This is a genomic window from Streptomyces sp. NPDC001843 (genome assembly GCF_042891955.1).
GTDB lineage: Bacteria > Actinomycetota > Actinomycetes > Streptomycetales > Streptomycetaceae > Streptomyces.
The window spans coordinates 15,829-31,249 of record NZ_JBIATQ010000015.1; the positions used below are offsets into that span (position 1 = coordinate 15,829).

Here is a 15,421-nt window from a genome sequence, read left to right on the forward strand (position 1 = left end):
GGAGCGGGCCGCGTCCCAGCGGTCCGCCCGCCGTCCTCGCCGACCCGGCCCGTCACCAGGAGACAGCCATGACCGGCGCCATCACGCTCGATCGCGCTCCGCAGTCCGCCGCACCCGTCCGCTACACCGTGACCCTGGCCCGTGACGAGGCCGACGTGCGTGCCGCGCAGCGGCTGCGGCATGACGTCTTCGCCGGGGAGATGGGCGCCCTGCTGGCCGGCCCTCAGCCCGGTCACGACATCGACGCCTTCGACGCCTACTGCGACCACCTGCTCGTGCACGAGACCCTGACCGGGCAGGTCGTCGGCACCTACCGGCTGCTGCCGCCGGAGCGGGCGGCCGTCGCCGGCCGGCTGTACTCCGACGGGGAGTTCGACCTCGCCCCGCTGGACGCCATCCGGCCCGGCCTGGTCGAGGTCGGCCGGTCCTGCGTGCACCCCGACCACCGCGACGGCGCGGTGATCGGCCTGATCTGGGCCGGCATCGCCCGCTACATGGTCGACCGGGGCCACGAGTGGCTGGCCGGCTGCTGCTCGATCCCGCTGACCGACGGCGGTACCCTCGCCTCCGCCACCTGGGACCGGGTGCGTGCCAAGCACATGGCTCCGGAGGAGTTCCGGGTACGGCCGCTGCTGCCGTGGGTGCCGAGCGATCAGGCCCCGGCCTCCCGCCTCGAACTCCCGGCCCTGCTGCGCGGCTACCTCCGCCTCGGCGCCTGGGTGTGCGGGGAGCCCGCGCACGACCCGGGCTTCGGGGTCGCCGATCTGTACGTGCTGCTGTCGATGCGCCGGGTCAACCCGCGCTACCTGCGGCACTTCCTCTCCCTCGTCCCCGCCTGATGAGCGTCTGGCTGCCCGGCGCGCCCTGCACCCCGGGGGCGTGCGTGGAGCGGGCGGGGTCCGCGGCGGCCGTACCGCGTGCCGTGCTGCGGCTGGCGGGGGTCACCGCCCTGCTGCTGGCCGGGATCGCGCTGGTCCCACTCGGCGGGAGGATCCCCGCCGAGTGGGTCAGGCGGTGGTGCCGGGCGGTCGTCCGGGCCGCCGGAGTGCGGCTGCGGGTCACCGGTGCCGTGGCGCCCACGGGCGGGGTGCTGCTCGTCGCCAACCACATCTCCTGGCTGGACATCCCGCTGCTGGCCGCCGTGCGCCCGGCGCGCATGCTCGCCAAGACGGAGATACGGCGCTGGCCGGTGGCGGGCCCGCTGGTGGCCCGGGCCGGCGCCCTGTTCATCGAGCGGGACCGGCTGCGCGCCCTGCCGGACACGGTCGCCCGCATCGCCCGGGCACTCCAGGCCGGGGTGGCCGTCGTGGCCTTCCCCGAGGGCAGCACCTGGTGCGGGCGCGCCCAGGGCCGCTTCCACCGGGCCGTGTTCCAGGCGGCCATCGACGCGGGCGCACCGGTCCAGCCGGTTCGCATCGGCTACCGTCTCGCCGGCGGACCGGCCACCACCACCCCGGCCTTCGTCGGCGAGGACACTCTGCTCGCCTCGGTGTGGCGGGTGGTGTCGGCACGCGGTCTGGTCGCCGAGGTGGAGGTGCGCCCGGTGATCGAACCGGGCAGCCATCCCGACCGCCGCTCACTGGCCCGTGCCGCCCAGCCACTGGCCGCCGAGCCCGCCTGGACCCACGCGGCCCTGGTACGCGGGATTGCCGAAGCCGCCTGAGAGTCAGCGGGTACGCGTCAGCTCGCGGGCCAGATACGGTGCCGTCGCGCTGCCCGCCGCCCGTGCCACCTCCGCCGGGGTGCCCGCCGCCACGATCCGCCCGCCCGCCTCGCCGCCGCCCGGACCCAGGTCGATCACCCGGTCGGCGTCCGCGACCACGCTCATGTCGTGCTCGACGACCACCACGGTGTGCCCGGCGTCGACCAGTCCGTGCAACTGGCGCATCAGCACCTCGACATCGGCCGGATGCAGCCCGGTGGTCGGCTCGTCCAGCAGGTACAGGGTGTGGCCGCGGCGGCCGCGCTGCAGTTCCCCGGCGAGCTTGATGCGCTGGGCCTCCCCGCCGGACAGCTCCGTCGCGGGCTGCCCCAGACGCAGGTAGCCGAGGCCCACGTCGAGCAGGGTACGCAGGCTGCGGTCCGCCGCCGGGACGTCCGCGAAGAACTCCGCCGCGCCCTCCACCGTCAGGTCGAGCACCTGGGCGATGTTCCGTCCCCGGTACGTGACCTGAAGCGTCTCGGGGTTGTAGCGCGCCCCGCCGCAGTCCGGGCACGGCGCGTACGTGCTCGGCAGGAAGAGCAGTTCGACGCTCACGAAGCCCTCGCCCTGGCAGGTCTCGCAGCGCCCTTCCGGCACGTTGAAGGAGAACCGGCCGACGCCGTAGCGCCGCTTCCGGGCCTCGTCGGTGGCGGCGAAGACCTTGCGCACCACGTCGAACAGACCGGTGTAGGTGGCCAGGTTGGAGCGCGGGGTGCGGCCGATCGGCTTCTGGTCGACGGAGACGAGCCGTCCGACGCCGGGGAGTTCCTCGGTGATCGCGCCGATCAGGGTGGACTTCCCGGAGCCGGACACACCGGTGACGGCGGTGAACGCGCCGAGCGGGAACTCGGCGGTCACACCGCGCAGGTTGTGCCGGGTCACCGGGCCGACCTTCAACCACCCGCGCGCGGTGCGTGCCCGGCGCTCGGGTGCGGGGGCCCGACGGAAGAGGAAACGGGCGGTCGCCGACTCCGCGACCGCGGCCAGGTCCGCGACCGGGCCGCTGTGCAGCACCCGTCCGCCGTGCTCGCCCGCGCGCGGGCCGACGTCCACCAGCCAGTCGGCACCGCGCACCACGTCGAGATGGTGCTCCACGACGAACACCGAGTTGCCGGCCCGCTTCAGCCGGGCCAGTACCGTCAGCAGGGCCTCGGTGTCCGCCGGGTGCAGCCCCGCCGACGGCTCGTCCAGGACGTACACCACCCCGAACAGCCCGGAGCGCAGCTGGGTGGCGAGCCGCAGCCGCTGCAGCTCACCCGCCGACAGGGTGGGCGTGGACCGGTCCAGGCTCAGATAGCCGAGGCCCAGCTCGACGACCGGGGCGATCCGCGATTTCAGGTCCTCGGTGAGGACCCGCGCGGTCTCGGAGGCACCGGTGAGCAGGCCGGCCAGCTCCGTCAGCGGCAGCGCGGCGAGCTCGGCGATCGTACGGCCCGCGAAGGTCACCGCCAGCGCCTCGGGCCGCAGCCTGCTGCCGCCGCAGACCGGGCAGGGCGCGCTGGTCAGGAAACGTTCCGCCTTGGCCCGCAGGGCCGGGCTCTTCGAGTCGGAGAAGGTCTTCATCACATACCGGCGGGCGCTCATGTACGTGCCCTGGTAGGGCCGCTGGATGCGGTCCGCGTCCCGCACCGGATGCACGGTCACCACCGGCTGCTCGTCCGTGAACAGGATCCACTCCCGCTGGTCGGCGGGCAGTTCACGCCAGGGCCGGTCCACGTCGTACCCGAGCGCGTCGAGGATGTCCCGCAGGTTCTTGCCCTGCCAGGCGCCCGGCCAGGCGGCGATCGCGCCCTCCCGGATCGACAGCCCCGGATCGGGGACCAGCAGTTCCTCGCGGGTCCGGTGCACCCGGCCCAGCCCATGGCACTCCGGGCAGGCGCCGGCCGCCGTGTTGGGGGAGAAGGCGTCCGAGTCGAGCCGCTCGGCGTCCGGCGGATAGCTGCCGGCGCGGGAGAACAGCATGCGCAGGGAGTTGGAGAGGTTCGTCACCGTGCCGACGGAGGAGCGGGAGGTCGGCGCCGCGCGACGCTGCTGGAGCGAGACCGCGGGCGGCAGCCCGGTGACCTCCCCGACCTTCGGCGCCCCGACCTGGTGGATCAGCCTGCGGGCGTAGGGGGCCACCGACTCGAAGTAGCGCCGCTGGGCCTCGGCGTAGATAGTGCCGAAGGCCAGCGAGGACTTCCCCGAGCCCGACACACCCGTGAACACGGCCACCACGTCCCGGGGAACGTCGACGTCCACGCTCTTCAGGTTGTGCTCACGGGCACCACGGACACGGACGTACGGATCATGAGGGCTGTGCATCCGGGCTACCTTACGACCCGGGCGAGCCGCCGGAAGGAGTCGAGCAGGGCCGCGCGGTCATAGGTGCTGGTGGTGACCAGGACCTCCTGCGCGCCGGTCTCCTTCACCAGGGTCTCCAGCTCGTCGGCGACCCGTTCCTCGGTCCCCGCGATGTGCCCGCCGAGCCCGGCCTCGTAGAAGCCGCGTTCCTTCGCGGTCATCGCGCGGGCCTCGACGTCCTCGGCCGGGACGAGGGGCGGGAAGGTGCCGTGCGTGCGGGAGTACGCCATCGACCAGGCCTCCGGGACCAGCAGCCGCCGGGCCTCCTCGGGCGTGGCGGCCACCACGACCGTGCCGGATACCACCACGTACGGTTCGTCCGCCCAGCCGGAGGGCCGGAAGCGGGCCCGGTAGTGGTCGACGCCGCGCAGCATCTTCTCGCGGTTCCTGAGGTCGCCGATCACCATGGGCAGCCCGGCACGCGCTGCGACCTCGGCGCCTTCGCCCATGGCGAGCACGAACGGCGGCACCCGCAGCCCTTCCGCCGGGCGGGCGTGCACCCCGGTCGGGGAGGTCCCCGCGAACCAGCCCAGCAGCTCGTCGAGCTGCGCCGCGAAGTCCTCGGCGTCGCCCCTGTCCCGGCCGAGCGCCCGGCGCACCCCGTCGGTGAAGCCCACCGAGCGGCCCAGCCCCATGTCGATCCGCCCCGGGAACAGCGCCTCCAGCACCCCGAACTGCTCGGCGACGACCAGGGGCCGGTGGTTGGGCAGCATCACGCCGCCCGTGCCGACCCGGATCGTGCGCGTCGCGGCGGCCACCGCGGCGGCCAGCACCGTCGGCGCGGACCCGGCGACGCCGGGCACCCCGTGGTGCTCGGAGACCCAGAACCGGTGGTAGCCGAGCGCCTCCACCTCCCGGGCCAGCGCGACGGTGTCACGCAGCGCCTCGGCGGGCCGGTGTCCCTCGCGGGTACGGGAGCGGTCGAGGACGGAGAAACGCACGCTACGTGGAAGGGACACGTAGTGCTGACGCCATGGGCGGGGCCGTTATTCCACGCGGCGGTCCGCACGGCGAGCCACGGCCGCACACACCACGGCACCCGCAACCACGGTGACGCGAAGCCGGCGACGGCCCGGTACCCGGACACCTGCAACCGGTGGCGGCCGCGCGCTCCGGCTCCGGGACCGGTGCGGCCGTTCCGCCGTGTCCGGCGGGAGGGTGCCGCTCATGGGACGGTGATCCGGACCGCGAACCCGCCCGTTTCCCCCGGAGGAGCCCGACCCGCATCCGTCCGGAGGAACTTGCCCGACCGTGCCGCCCCGGTCCTTCCCGGGCCGGGGCCCGGGGACGATGCTGGGGCCGTATGGACATCCTCCTCGTCGCCAGCGCCTTCAACAGCCTGTGCCAGCGCGTCCACGCCGAGCTCACCGACCGCGGGCACCGCGCGGAGGTGGTGCTCGCCTCGCACGGCGACGACGCGGTCCGCGCCGCCGTCCGGGACACCGCACCCGAGCTGATCATCGCGCCGATGCTCCGGACGGCCCTGCCCGAGGACGTGTGGCGCGAGCACACCTGCCTGATCGTGCACCCCGGACCGCCCGGCGACCGGGGCCCGTCGTCGCTGGACTGGGCGGTGGCCGAGGGTGCCGAGCGGTGGGCGGTGACCGTGCTCCAGGCCGAGGCCGGCATGGACGCCGGGGATATCTGGGCGTCGGTGCCGTTCACCGTGGAGCCCGTCGGCAAGAGCGACCTGTACCGGGGGGAGGTCTCCGACGCCGCGCTGACCGCCGTCCTGCTGGCGGTGGAACGCTACGCCGGCGGCTCCTACAAGCCCCGCCCGCAGAGCGACCCCGGGATCTCCGTCACCTGGCGGGACTTCTTCCGGCAGGAGCGGCGGCACGTCGACTGGCGGTACGACGACACCGCCACCGTGCTGCGCAAGCTGCGCGGCGCCGACTCCCAGCCGGGTGTCCTCGACGAACTCCTCGGCCAGGAGGTCTTCCTGCACGGCGGCCACCCCGAGGACGAGTTGCGCGGCCGCCCCGGCGAGCTGCTCGCCACGCGCGACGGCGCGGTGTGCCGGGCCACCCGGGACGGCGCGGTCTGGATCCCGGAACTCCGCCCGCGCCGCGGCTCCGGCGATCCCGCGCCCTTCCGGCGCCCGGCGGCCGACGTCCTCGGCGACCGGCTGCCCGACGTACCGGAGGCGCCCGCACCCCTGGAGCCGCCCCCGGGCCGGCGCACCTGGAGCGCCATCCGCTACCGCCGGCAGGGCGACGTCGGCCTCCTGGCCTTCTCGTTCCCGGGCGGCGCGATGAGCACCTCCCAGTGCCGGCGTCTGCTCACCGCCTACCGGCACGCCCTGACCCGGCCCACCTCCGTCCTCGTCCTCGGCGGCGTGCGCGACTTCTTCTGCAACGGCATCCACCTGGGCGTCATCGAGGCCGCCGCCGACCCGGCGGAGGAGTCCTGGGTCAACCTGAACGCCATGAACGACCTGGTCGAGGCGGTGCTGCGGACCACGGACCGGCTGGTGGTCGCCGCGCTCGGCGGCAACGCCGCGGCGGGCGGCGTGATGCTGGCGCTGGCGGCCGACGAGGTCTGGTGCCGCTCCGGCGCCGTCCTCAACCCGCACTACCGGCGGATGGGCCTGTACGGCTCGGAGTACTGGACGTACAGCCTGCCCCGGCGCGTCGGCGAGGCGACGGCCGAGCGGCTGACCCGCGAGGCGCTGCCGGTGAGCGCCGCCACGGCCGTCCGGCTGGGCCTGGCCGACCGGCTGGTGGCCGCCGCCCCGGGCGCGTTCCCCGACGAGGTGGCCCGGCTCGCCGCCCGCCTCGCCGGATCACCCGGTGTGCGGGAGCGGATCGCGGCCAAGGCGGAAGCACGCTCCCGCGACGAGGAACGGCGCCCCCTCGCCGCCCACCGGCAGGAGGAACTCGCCCGTATGCACCGCGTCTTCTTCGACCCCGGGGCGCCGTACCACGCGCTGCGCTCGGCGTTCGTCCGTAAGGTGCCGGGCGGCTCACCCCGGCCGCTGGCGCCGGCCCCGGACCCGCTGACGGAGGCCCGATGACAGCGCCGCGCCTGCTGGTCGCCGGGATCGGCAACATCTTCCTCGGCGACGACGCCTTCGGCCCGGAGGTGATCAAGGCACTGGCCGGGCGGCCCCTGCCCGCGGAAGTCCGGGTGCGGGACTTCGGGATCCGGGGGATGGACCTCGCCTACCGCCTCACCGACGGCTGCGACGCCGCCGTCTTCGTCGACGCGGCGCCGCGCGGTCTGGCGCCCGGCACCCTGTCGCTGATCGAGCCCGAGCTCCCGGACCCCGCCCGGCACGCCCCCGAGGCGCACGGCATGGACCCCGTGAAGGTACTGGCCCTCGCCGCGCACCTCGGCCAGGGCCCGCTGCCCCGCGTCGTCGTCCTCGCCTGCGAGCCCCAGGTGGTGCCGGACGTGGACGATCCGGATGTCACCGTCGGTCTGAGCGCGCCGGTGCGCGACGCCGTCGAACGGGCCGTGCCGCTGCTCCACACGGTGGTGGGGCAACTGCTGGCCGACGCCGGCGCCGCGCTCGCGGCCGGGTGATCCTGCGGTCAGCGGCGGTGCCGGATTCCGGAGGAGGAACCAGCCATGCGCCAGATCTTCATCTCGCGGACCAGGCCGGGCAGCTCCCAGACCAGCAGGCCCAGCACCGCGCTCCCGAGGAGCACCGCCTCAGCCGTCAGTACGCGTTTGGCCGTCACAGTTGCCATGTTCGCTCCCTACGCCGCTCAGCCCGGCGAGATGTTCGGCATGATCTTCATGATCGTGTCGTGTTTCTTCCAGTGGATGCCGGTCGACCGGCGCGCGTCGGAGGTGCCGTCCTCGTGATGCCCGGTCTGGTGCTGGTACGGCCCCTTGTTGCCCTGGTGTAGGCCGGTGACGTGGGTGGGCGTGTCGGGCTTCGCCTGTGGTCTTCCGACCCGGATGCTCCCCATGGGGTGTCCTCCTCACGGTCGTGCGGCCGGTGTCCCCGGCTGCGTGGCGGCCAGCTCTGCGAAGAACCGCTCCAGTGCCGCCCAAATCGTCTCTCCACCGGACATACCCCGCCATTCCTGGCGTACCACCCCGACGATGCGGAAGCAGTCGTCGACCGGCACGATCCAGTGGTGGTCGAGGCCCCGGGCGGTGTTCACCAGCAGTGCCTCCACCTCGGGCGCCAGGGTCGCCAGCTCCGGACAGCCGGCGACGACCTTCCGCCAGGCCTCCGCGTCCACCTCCCAGCGGGTGGCGCCCGCCGGGCTCGGGTAGTGCGCGAGGACCGTGCCGTCCGCCCGGGGGACGAAGAAGGCCAGTCCCACGGGCACGCCCAGCGACCCGGTGTCCACCGGGGGCAGCCGGAGACGGCGCAGCGGGATCAGCCGGTAGCGCCCGTCGCTCTCGTCGCCCTCGGTGAACAGCAGCGCGCAGGGCCGACAGGCGCACAGCACCTCCTCCCGCGCGCCGTCGTGGAGGTGGCGGTGGTCGTCCGGCACCGGAGCCGCGCACAGGTCGCACAGCTCCTCGGCGGCCGTCCGCCGCTCGGCGGCCGAGCGGATGACCCGGGCCAGCGCACCGCCGGTCACGGTGCCCCCTGCGGCTGCCGGACACGGTGGGTGAGCGTGTCCAGCGGTACGAACGCGGGGGCGGGGGCGTCCTGCACCTGCTCCACCGCCTGCAGTTCGGGCGCCACCCCGAGCACCGCCTCACGGACCGCCTCCAGGACCCCGGCGGACGACGAGCCACAGCCCTTGACCGCCAGACGGACCCGGACCACCGCCTCCTCGATGCCGGCCAGTTCCAGGTCGCCGCCCCGTTCGCGCAGTTCCCCGGCGATCCGCTCCACGGCCCGGGTCACCCGGGTCTCCACCGGCTCCGGGTGAACGCCGTGCAGCACCATCAGATGCCCCAGGAGCTCGTCCTCGGCCAGCGCCCCGGCCAGGGCGGCGTCCGCGCGGTCCAGGATCCTGGCCAGTGCCTCGCCGTAGACCTCGGTGAGCGCCCGTACCGCCTCGACGGCCTCCCGGGCGGTCGGGCCCGGGGTGCCCTCCAGACGCTCCAGCAGACCGTCCAGGCGGGCCAGCCGAGCGGTCAGGGACGCCTCGTCGAGGCGGGTGCCGTCAGCCATGGGCGGCGGCTCCGTACGTCGGCGAGTGCAGCGTGGTCAGGGTCTTCCCCTTGCCCACGTACATGTGCACACCGCACGGCAGGCAGGGGTCGAAGCTGCGCACGGTGCGCATGATGTCGACGCCCTTGAAGTCGTCCGGGCCGTTCTCCTCGAAGATCGGCTGGCCCTGCACGGCGTCCTCGTACGGGCCGGGCGTGCCGTAGATGTCCCGCGGGCTGGCGTTCCACGGGGTCGGGGGGTACGGGTGGTAGTTGGCGATCTTCTTGTCCTTGATCACCAGGTGGTGGGAGAGGACACCGCGCACCGCCTCGTGGAAGCCGCAGCCGATCGCCTCGTCCGGCACCTCGAAGTTCTCGAAGACCTTGGTGTCGCCGGCCCGGATCAGCCCCATGGCCTCCTCCACGAACTGCAGGGCCATGGCGGCGGCGTAGGCGATGAAGTACGGCCGGGCGCGGTCCCGTTCGATGGTGTTGCTCCACTTGGGGATGTGCCACTCGAGCGTCGTCTCCGGCAGGCTCTCGCCCTTGGGAAGCGAGATCCGCACACTGTGGCCGGTGGCCTTGATGTACGGGGTGTCCACCAGACCGCTCAGCGCGGTCGACCACAGCCGGGCGAGCGGACCGCCGCCGGTGTCCAGGGCGAGGTGGTCGCCGGTCCTCTTGTCGAACCAGCGCGGGCTCATCACCCAGCTGTACTTGTCGTTGAAGTCGCGCTTCTGCGGCACCGGCACCGTGGTCTGGTTCCACGGGTGGCGCATGTCGACCGGGTTGCCCAGCGGGTCGCGGGTGACGAACGGCTGCTCGTTGACCCAGTCCTCGTAGTAGGAGCTGCCCAGCATGATGCGGATGCCGAGGTTGATGTCGATGAGGTTGTTGGTGACCAGCTTCCCGTCGACGATGACGCCCGGGGTGACGTACATCGCCTTGCCCCACTCGTTCATCGTCTCGTAGCGGTAGTCGACGACGTCCGGGTCCTGCCAGGCGCCCCAGCAGCCCAGCAGGATGCGCCGCTTGCCGACCTCCTCGTAGCCGGGCAGCGCCTCGTAGAAGAAGTCGAAGACGTCGTCGTTCATGGCGACGGCCTTCTTCACGAAGTCGATGACGTGCATCAGCCGGCTGAGGTAGTCGGTGAAGGTGGTCGGTTGCGGCATCGTGCCGACACCACCGGGGTACAGCGTCGACGGGTGGACGTGCCGCCCCTCCATCAGGCAGAACATCTCCCGGGTCACCCGGCTGACCTTCAGCGCCTCCTTGTAGACCTCGCCCTCGAAGGGGTTGAAGGCCTTCATGATGTCGGCGATGGTCCGGTAGCCGTGGATCTCGCCGCGGGGCGCGTCGGTGCGCTCGGCGCGGGCCAGCAGGCCGGGGTTGGTGGACTTGACCATGGCCTCGCAGAAGTCCACGAACACCAGGTTGTCCTGGAAGATCGTGTGGTCGAACATGTATTCCGCTGCTTCACCGAGGTTGGTGATGTAGTCGGCCAGTCGCGGCGGTTTCACGCCGTACGCCATCTGCTGGGCGTAGTTCGAACAGGTGGTGTGGTTGTCGCCGCAGATCCCGCAGATGCGCGAGGTGATGAAACCGGCGTCGCGCGGGTCCTTGCCCTTCATGAACACCGAGTAGCCGCGGAACAGCGACGAGGTGCTGTGGCATTCGACGACTTCCCGGTTGGCGAAGTCGATCTTCGTGTAGATGCCCAGGTTGCCGATGATCCGGGTGATCGGATCCCAGGACATGTCCACGAGCTGGGCGGGCTTGCGCCCCGTGGACCGGGCCTCGGTTGTCGTCATCTGACTTGCTGCCCCTTGCTGTTCGGTTTCCGGTGAGTGGTGGTCCCCCCTCCCCCCCCGGGGTGCCGCGTCAGGCGCGCCAATGCGGGTCGTAACCGCTGGTCAGCTTGCGCTTGTTGTGACGCCACTTGGGCTCTTGGTTCACGATGTCGTTGGTCAGACCGCGCAGCCGGCGCACGACCGCCCCGTACGGCTTGATGACCAGCGACGACAGGGTTCCGCCGGGCGGCTCGTCCATGAACGGCATGAACGCGTCGGGGAAGCCGGGCATCGTGCAGCCGATGCAGATGCCGCCGACGTTGGGGCAGCCGCCGATGCCGGCCATCCAGCCCCGCTTGGGCACGTTGCAGTTGACGACCGGGCCCCAGCAGCCGGTCTTCACCAGGCACTTGGGGGAGTTGTAGTCGCGGGCGAAGCTGGCCTGCTCGTAGTACGAGCCCCGGTCGCAGCCCTCGTGCACGGTCTTCCCGAACAGCCACTGCGGACGCAGCATGTGGTCCAGCGGGGGCGGGGGAGCGGAGCCGGCCGCGTGGTAGAGCACCCAGACCAGGGTCTCCATGAAGTTCTCCGGCTGGATCGGGCAGCCCGGCACGTTGACCACCGGCAGGCCGCCCTGCGACTTGAAGTCCCAGCCGAGGTAGTCGGCGAGGCCCATGCTGCCGGTGGGGTTGCCCGCCATCGCGTGGATGCCGCCGTAGGTGGCGCAGGTGCCGACGGCCACCACGGCCCAGGCCTTCTGGGCGAGTTGGTCGATCCACCAGTTCAGGGTCAGCGGCTCGCCGGTCTCCAGGTCGTTGCCGAACGACGTCCAGTAGCCGTCGCCCTTGATGATGTTCTGGTTGGGGATCGACCCCTCGATGACGAGGATGAACGGAGTGCCCAGCTCGCCGCTCGCCGCCGCCCGGTAGGGCGCGAGGAAGTCCTCGCCGCCCAGGCTCGGGGAGAGCACCTTGTTGACCAGGTTCACCTTCGGCAGGCCGGGGATCAGGCCCAGTACCACGTCCTCGATGGAGGGCTGGCCGGCGGCCGTCATCGAGACGGTGTCGCCGTCGCAGCTCATGCCCTCGGAGATCCACAGGATGGTGATCTCGTCGAAGCCCTCGCGTGCTTCGGACCGGCTGGTGTCCTGGCTGACTTCGGTGGTGCCGCTTTGGGTGGTCATGTCCTGGGCCTCCGCTGCAATCGGTCCCTGAGTCGGTCGTACGCCGCGGCCACGGGCCCGGCGAAGGTGAGCGCGGGTGGTCGGTCCGGCGCGTGGGGGTGGGGGCGGGTCGGCACGCCCTGTGCGGCCTTCGTCAACAGCCGCCCGAGATCGTCGAGTTCCTGCTGGGAGACGGCCGCGCGCAGCCGGGGCATGAGCACGTCCTCCTCCTCGCGTACGTGCTCCTCGATCTCGCGCCGCAGCCCGGCGACGAGTTCGTCGGTGCGCTCGTCCCCTTCGTCGAGCCGGTCAAGGGCGAGCAGCGTCTCCTTGACCGCCATGTGCTCGCCGAGGTGCTCGGCGATCTCGCGTGCGCCGTCGGGGAGGACCTTCTTCGCCAGGGGGTAGACGTACATCTCCTCCAGGGCGGCGTGCCGGGACAGTTCCCGCACGAGCAGTTCGACGACGCTCCGGCGCTGCCGGTCGGAGGCGGCGGAGCGGTAGTCGCGGAACAGTTGCTCCACCCTGCGGTGGTCGTGGACGAGCAGCTCAAGGGCGTCCATGCGGCGCTCCCTCGTGCGCGGCGGTGGTCAGCGGCTCCAGCTCGTGGGGGCGGAAGTAGAGGTACCGGCCGTACCAGGCGTTGAGCTCCGCCGCCGGGTCGTCGTCGAGGGTGACGGCCAGGTGCAGACTGCCGTCCACGTCATGGAAGACCGCCGCCACACGCGCCGTCCGGCCGGCCAGGAACATGTCCTGCGCGTCGGCCCCCCGCCCGGCCGGCCGCAGCCGTACGGCACTGCCGGCCGCCACGGGCACCCCGTCCACCAGGGCACTGTCGGTCGTCGGCGACAGGCCCTCGTCACCGCCCTCCTGCCACCAGGGGGCCGGTCCGCGGAGGGCGGTGGCCGGTGGGGTCGGGCCGGGCGCGTTCGGGTCCACCGCGGTTGCGGTCGGGTCGGTGGGTGCCGTGCCCGACGGGTCGGTGGCAGGTGCGGCGAAGCCGTGCGGAGTGGACGAGTTCGCCGTGGCGCCGGTCACCGGCTCCAGGGAGCGGATCGCGCCGTGCAGGCGGGCGAACATCTCCGGTGGCATGGACTCGACCCGGTCCAGGATGTCCGCGGCCCGCTGGTCGGTGGCCCGCGCCTCGCGCTTCTCCTCGTCCGTCAGCAGCAGTGTGCGCAGACTGAGGATCTCGTCGATCTCGGCGGCGTCGTGCAGGTCGCCCGGGCTCTCCGGCGCCACCTGGGGGTGGTCCGGCAGAATGATCGGCGCCGACAGGACCACGTCGCCACGGCCCGGTTCACCGCCCAGGACGGGGAACGTGTGCACGTTCCGGCACTCGCGTGCGTACCGTTCGTCGGCCTCGGGCGGGTCGATCAGGGACCGGAACTCCACACCGTCGCCGCCGATCAGCGTGTGGGTGGCCATGAGAGCGTGCCGCAGGGCCTGGGCGCGCGGCACCGTGGCGTCGGGCATGGACCCCGTGTTCTCGGTGCGCACCCGCAGCCGGTAGAGCGCGGTGCCGTCGTCGCCGTCGTCCCCGAGCCGTTCGGCCCGGACCGTCGTCACCGCGTGCACGGGGTCACGGCGGCGGACCACCCTGCCCGCCCCGCCGGTGAGCCGTTCCGTTCCCGCACCGCCGGGCGACCCCACCGTCGTACGGTGGGCGCCCTGCAGGAGCCGGGCCAGCGGTACGTCGATCTCCGCCTCGCGGGGCACCGCCTCGTCGAAGGTCAGATGGACGTCCGCGCCCACCTGGAGTTCCTCCACCGGCCGGTGACCGCCGTCACCGGTGGACCGCTCCACCTGCTTGCGCTGCAGTTGCAGGTAACGCACCGTCACCCGCAGCCGGGCGTCGCCGGACGCTCGCAGCAGGCACTCGGTCTGCTGGTACCAGGAGTCCACCGAGCCGGAGACACCCGGCGCGACCGCCCCGTCCCGCTCGGCCCACTCCCGCGGGGTGAGGACGCCGAACTGCCAGCGCACCCGGTTCTTGGGGGACGACCGGCGATACGGATAGAGGAGGTAGCCCTCGTAGAGCACGGCGTCGGCGACCGTGCGCAGCCGCTGGAGCGCCTCGTCACGTGATGCGAGCGCAGCGCATCCGCTGCGAGCGGTACCGTCCACCATCCTGTCTCCTGTCACGCCGGTCATCCCTTCCACCAGCGTCACATCGCTCACACCGCTCGGCCTCCCGTGAGCCACCGGGATTGGGCCACTCGGGCGAGCGAGGCCGCGCGGACGCGCGTTCGGCGGGGATGGGCGTATCCGGCGCCCGGTACGCACCTTCCTGGACTCACCGCCGCACCCGGCCCCCGCGTGGCGCCCGGACGAACTGCAACTCCAGCGCGAGGGGCGGCTCGGCGACTCCGGGGCCGCCGGCAGCAGCCCAATCCGCGACCTCCGCGGTGCAGTCGTCGTCCATCGCGAACCCGACCCACGCCGGGCGGCCACCGGCCCGCCGTCCCTCGGCCGACGGTCGCACGACCAGCACGTTGGCCTGGTCGCACGGCCCGAGACATTCGGTCGTACGCACCGCGAACCCCCCCTCGGCCGCCGCGTCCCGCAGCCGCCGCAGCTGGCCGGCGTGGTCGGTACCGGGGTGTTTGCCCGGGTTGCCGCAGCAGCAGCCGCGGCAGACGACGACGGTGCAGGGCAGGCCCGGGACGGAGCCGGGGGCGGGCCGGGGCGCGGGAGAAGAAGACGGCATGGGAGAAGAAGACGGCATGGGAGAAGCATGATCCTCCGTCCGGTGCCGATCGCCGGCCGCCCCCGGGGGGCGTCGGGTGCCGGGGCGCCTACGGTGGGTGTGTGACGAAGAGCAGCAAGCGTCCCCTCGCCGTGTTCGACCTCGACAACACCCTTGCCGACACCACGCACCGGCAGCGGTTCCTGGAGGCGAAGCCGCGGGACTGGGACGCCTTCTTCGCCGCCGCGCCCGCGGACCCGCCGCTGTCCGAGGGCGTGGCGCTGGCCCGGGCGAGCGCCGAGGAATGCGAGATCGTCTATCTCACCGGGCGGCCCGAGCGCTGCTGGCGCGACACGCTGGACTGGCTCGCCGCGCAGGGCCTGCCGGACGGGCGGGTCTTCATGCGGCGCGACGCCGACCGCAGGCCCGCCCGGCACACCAAGCTGGAGATCCTGCGCCGTCTGGCCCGTGACCGCGAGGTGCGGGTCCTCGTGGACGACGACGAGTTGGTGTGCGCGGACGCCGAGCGGGCCGGGTTCCGCGTCGTACGGGCCCGCTGGGCCGAGCGGTCGGCGGCGCTGGCGGACGCCCAGGAGCGGGAGGGCCGGACCTGAGGAGAGCCGGACCTGAGGAGACCCGGGCCCGAGGAGGGCCGGACCTGAGGGGAC

At 73.0% G+C, this 15,421-nt stretch carries 16 protein-coding genes; 5 read left to right on the forward strand and 11 right to left on the reverse strand.

All coding sequences use genetic code 11. The annotated features are described in order from the left end of the window. Window positions 1-68 precede the first annotated feature (68 nt). Both ACFYZQ_RS31930 and ACFYZQ_RS31935 read left to right on the forward strand, forming a co-directional pair. On the forward strand, window positions 69-839 hold the full coding sequence (locus tag ACFYZQ_RS31930; protein WP_389155301.1) for a GNAT family N-acetyltransferase: 771 nt from the start codon (window positions 69-71) through the stop codon (window positions 837-839). Then, window positions 839-1,663 carry a lysophospholipid acyltransferase family protein gene (locus ACFYZQ_RS31935; RefSeq protein WP_389155304.1) on the forward strand — a complete coding sequence of 275 codons (825 nt, stop codon included), beginning with the start codon at window positions 839-841 and terminating at the stop codon, window positions 1,661-1,663. Before ACFYZQ_RS31930 ends, ACFYZQ_RS31935 begins: the two co-directional genes overlap by 1 nt. A gap of 3 nt (window positions 1,664-1,666) precedes the next feature. Here the strand turns inward: ACFYZQ_RS31935 and ACFYZQ_RS31940 are convergent, their stop codons facing one another. Further along, a complete protein-coding gene (locus ACFYZQ_RS31940) occupies window positions 1,667-4,006 on the reverse strand; it encodes an ATP-binding cassette domain-containing protein (protein ID WP_389155307.1) in 2,340 nt (779 codons plus the stop codon). A gap of 5 nt (window positions 4,007-4,011) precedes the next feature. Continuing rightward, entirely contained in the window at window positions 4,012-5,004 is a 993-nt protein-coding gene (locus ACFYZQ_RS31945) for an LLM class flavin-dependent oxidoreductase (RefSeq protein WP_389155310.1), read from the reverse strand. Between the two features lie 344 nt (window positions 5,005-5,348). Between ACFYZQ_RS31945 and ACFYZQ_RS31950 the strand changes: the two genes are divergently transcribed. Then, window positions 5,349-7,061 carry a hydrogenase maturation protein gene (locus ACFYZQ_RS31950; RefSeq protein ID WP_389155313.1) on the forward strand — a complete coding sequence of 571 codons (1,713 nt, stop codon included), beginning with the start codon at window positions 5,349-5,351 and terminating at the stop codon, window positions 7,059-7,061. Further along, window positions 7,058-7,573 (forward strand): hydrogenase maturation protease, encoded by a 516-nt coding sequence (locus tag ACFYZQ_RS31955; protein WP_389155315.1) that lies wholly within the window; start codon window positions 7,058-7,060, stop codon window positions 7,571-7,573. The genes ACFYZQ_RS31950 and ACFYZQ_RS31955 overlap by 4 nt, the downstream gene beginning before the upstream one ends. An 8-nt stretch (window positions 7,574-7,581) precedes the next feature. On the opposite strand, the gene ACFYZQ_RS31960 is transcribed toward ACFYZQ_RS31955, so the two are convergent. The 9 genes from ACFYZQ_RS31960 to ACFYZQ_RS32000 all read right to left on the reverse strand — a co-directional run bounded on the left by ACFYZQ_RS31960 (window position 7,582) and on the right by ACFYZQ_RS32000 (window position 14,774). Beyond that, a complete protein-coding gene (locus tag ACFYZQ_RS31960; protein ID WP_389155318.1) occupies window positions 7,582-7,740 on the reverse strand; it encodes a hypothetical protein in 159 nt (52 codons plus the stop codon). Between the two features lie 18 nt (window positions 7,741-7,758). Continuing rightward, window positions 7,759-7,965 (reverse strand): hypothetical protein, encoded by a 207-nt coding sequence (locus tag ACFYZQ_RS31965; protein WP_389155320.1) that lies wholly within the window; start codon window positions 7,963-7,965, stop codon window positions 7,759-7,761. Between the two features lie 12 nt (window positions 7,966-7,977). Next, window positions 7,978-8,592, reverse strand: a complete 615-nt coding sequence (locus ACFYZQ_RS31970; RefSeq protein ID WP_389155323.1) for a DUF5947 family protein — start codon at window positions 8,590-8,592, stop codon at window positions 7,978-7,980. Continuing rightward, the gene (locus tag ACFYZQ_RS31975; RefSeq protein WP_389155326.1) at window positions 8,589-9,134 is read right to left on the reverse strand and encodes a NifU family protein; all 546 of its coding nucleotides are present in this window, start codon (window positions 9,132-9,134) and stop codon (window positions 8,589-8,591) included. The genes ACFYZQ_RS31970 and ACFYZQ_RS31975 overlap by 4 nt, the downstream gene beginning before the upstream one ends. Next, a complete protein-coding gene (locus ACFYZQ_RS31980; protein WP_389155329.1) occupies window positions 9,127-10,923 on the reverse strand; it encodes a nickel-dependent hydrogenase large subunit in 1,797 nt (598 codons plus the stop codon). The genes ACFYZQ_RS31975 and ACFYZQ_RS31980 overlap by 8 nt, the downstream gene beginning before the upstream one ends. A gap of 70 nt (window positions 10,924-10,993) precedes the next feature. Continuing rightward, a complete protein-coding gene (locus ACFYZQ_RS31985; protein WP_388789399.1) occupies window positions 10,994-12,085 on the reverse strand; it encodes a hydrogenase expression protein HypE in 1,092 nt (363 codons plus the stop codon). Continuing rightward, a complete protein-coding gene (locus ACFYZQ_RS31990; protein WP_389155331.1) occupies window positions 12,082-12,627 on the reverse strand; it encodes a hemerythrin domain-containing protein in 546 nt (181 codons plus the stop codon). The genes ACFYZQ_RS31985 and ACFYZQ_RS31990 overlap by 4 nt, the downstream gene beginning before the upstream one ends. Then, window positions 12,614-14,194: a hypothetical protein gene (locus ACFYZQ_RS31995; RefSeq protein WP_389155334.1), complete on the reverse strand. Its 1,581-nt coding sequence runs from the start codon at window positions 14,192-14,194 to the stop codon at window positions 12,614-12,616. Before ACFYZQ_RS31995 ends, ACFYZQ_RS31990 begins: the two co-directional genes overlap by 14 nt. Before the next feature lie 166 nt (window positions 14,195-14,360). Continuing rightward, a complete protein-coding gene (locus ACFYZQ_RS32000; protein WP_389155337.1) occupies window positions 14,361-14,774 on the reverse strand; it encodes a (2Fe-2S) ferredoxin domain-containing protein in 414 nt (137 codons plus the stop codon). Window positions 14,775-14,875: 101 nt separating this feature from the next. Here ACFYZQ_RS32000 and ACFYZQ_RS32005 point away from each other — a divergent pair, with 101 nt between their 5' ends. Continuing rightward, on the forward strand, window positions 14,876-15,367 hold the full coding sequence (locus ACFYZQ_RS32005) for a hypothetical protein (RefSeq protein ID WP_389155340.1): 492 nt from the start codon (window positions 14,876-14,878) through the stop codon (window positions 15,365-15,367). Window positions 15,368-15,421: the final 54 nt, after the last annotated feature.